The organism is Bacillus sp. MBGLi79 (assembly GCF_002953915.1).
The window spans coordinates 206,737-208,653 of record NZ_CP026521.1 but is presented as its reverse complement, the minus strand read 5'-3'; the positions used below and the strand labels follow the sequence as shown (position 1 = coordinate 208,653).

Genomic DNA, 1,917 nt, shown 5'->3' with positions numbered 1-1,917 from the left:
TTTATCGACTTGAATGTTGATGACATGGTCAATCGACTTGCCAAGTCCTTTAAGAATTTCCTCAAGTGCTTCAGCTTGAGCGACTGTTCTCGGAAATCCGTCCAGAAGAAAACCTCCGTCACAATCATTCTTGCCAAGTCTCTCCCTGACAATACCAATTGTCACTTCATCCGGAACAAGCTCACCTTTATCAATGTATGATTTGGCTTCGAGTCCCAGATCCGTTTCTTCTTTCATCGCAGCGCGGAACATGTCTCCTGTTGAGATATGAGGTATCCCAAAATCTTCAACAATCCGTTCAGCCTGTGTCCCTTTACCGGCCCCAGGCAGTCCCATTAAGACTAAGTTCATTTCGGATTCCCCGTCCTCTCTATTTTAGAGGGAATGGGCGCGCCCCATTTCCTCTAGTGCTTCATAAATCCACGATAGTTTCGTTTTACCAGCTGGCTTTCAAGCTGCTTCATTGTTTCAAGTGCAACCCCGATGACAATCAGCAAACTTGTTCCACCAATTTGTGCAGATGAAGGCAGCCCAGCAATATTAACGAACAAGACAGGAAGAATGGCAATCACGGCCAAGAATATGGAGCCTACAAATGTAAGTCGATACAAAATGCTCGTAATTCTATCTTGAGTCATTTTTCCTGGACGAACTCCCGGAATATAGCCACCTTGTTTTTTAAGATTATCGGCCATTTGCTCAGGGTTTACCTGCACAAATGCATAGAAATAGGTAAAGGCGATGATCAACGCCGCATAAACTCCCATTCCGACCGGATGCGTGTAATCAAACGTTTTTTGAATCCAATTCGTGACGTCATTGGTACCAAAAAATGTTGCCACGGTCCGCGGAGTGGTGATAAATGCTACTGCAAAGATAACCGGAATAACTCCCGCCGGGTTAACCTTCAGCGGCAAGTGTGTAGACTGGCCGCCAGGAACCGGTGAACGGCCTGAACCTTTCGCATATTGAATTGAGATTTTTCTAACTGCCTGTTGGATGAAAATAACGCCAACGACAATCGCCAAAATCGCAACCAATATAACGACAACCTTTATGATTTGCAAGAATAACTGATCTCCAGCATCTACAAACTGCTGAGCGTAGATCTGATTAATCGTCTGCGGAATGCCGGCAACGATACCGGCGAAGATGATAATGGATATTCCGTTACCAACTCCATGAGACGTAATTTGTTCTCCCAGCCACATTAAAAAAGCAGTTCCAGCAGTTAGTACAACCGCAATAAGCAAATAAGTACCGACTCCAGGGTTTGTAATCAACGCGCCGCCGGCCATGTTGTTAAACCCGTAAGACATACCTAAAGCCTGGATAAATCCAAGAACGATTGTGAAGTACCTTGTGAACTGTGCTAGTTTTCGGCGACCAACTTCTCCTTGCTTAGACCATTCGGTAAACTTCGGCACAACATCCATCTGCAGGAGCTGAATGATGATTGAAGCTGTGATGTAAGGCATGATTCCCATCGCAAGAATGGAGAAGTTGAACAATGCACCGCCGCCAAATGTGTTTAGAATCCCAAATACGCTCATTTGATCCTGTGCCTTTAAAACTTCTGTGTTTTCATGCGGCACATGAATGAACGAACCGAGACGAAAGACGATAAGCATTAAAAGAGTGAAGATAATCTTATTCCGAATATCCTTCACACGCATAAAATTGGAGATTGTCTTAAACAAGTTAGATCACCTCAGCTGTACCGCCAGCAGCCTCAATTGCTTGTTTAGCAGAAGCGGAGAATTTATTGGCTTTAACAGTTAATTTCTTTTCTAATTGACCGTCGCCAAGAATTTTCACTCCAGATTTCAACTTGCTGATTACACCTGTTTCTAAAAGAAGTTCAGGAGTAACTTCCGTCCCTTCTGCAAAGCTGTTGAGTTTGTCTAGGTTGACTAC

General features: G+C 44.0%; 3 protein-coding genes. All 3 read right to left on the bottom strand.

The window, feature by feature from the left end; genetic code table 11:
- A partial coding sequence (locus C1T29_RS01210) for a nucleoside monophosphate kinase (protein WP_208945597.1) occupies window positions 1-351 on the bottom strand: 351 nt, incomplete at its 3' end.
- A gap of 53 nt (window positions 352-404) precedes the next feature.
- The gene (secY, locus tag C1T29_RS01205; protein WP_208945596.1) at window positions 405-1,700 is read right to left on the bottom strand and encodes a preprotein translocase subunit SecY; all 1,296 of its coding nucleotides are present in this window, start codon (window positions 1,698-1,700) and stop codon (window positions 405-407) included.
- A gap of 1 nt (window position 1,701) precedes the next feature.
- The coding region (locus C1T29_RS01200) for an uL15m family ribosomal protein (RefSeq protein WP_208945595.1) at window positions 1,702-1,917 on the bottom strand (216 nt) is incomplete at its 5' end.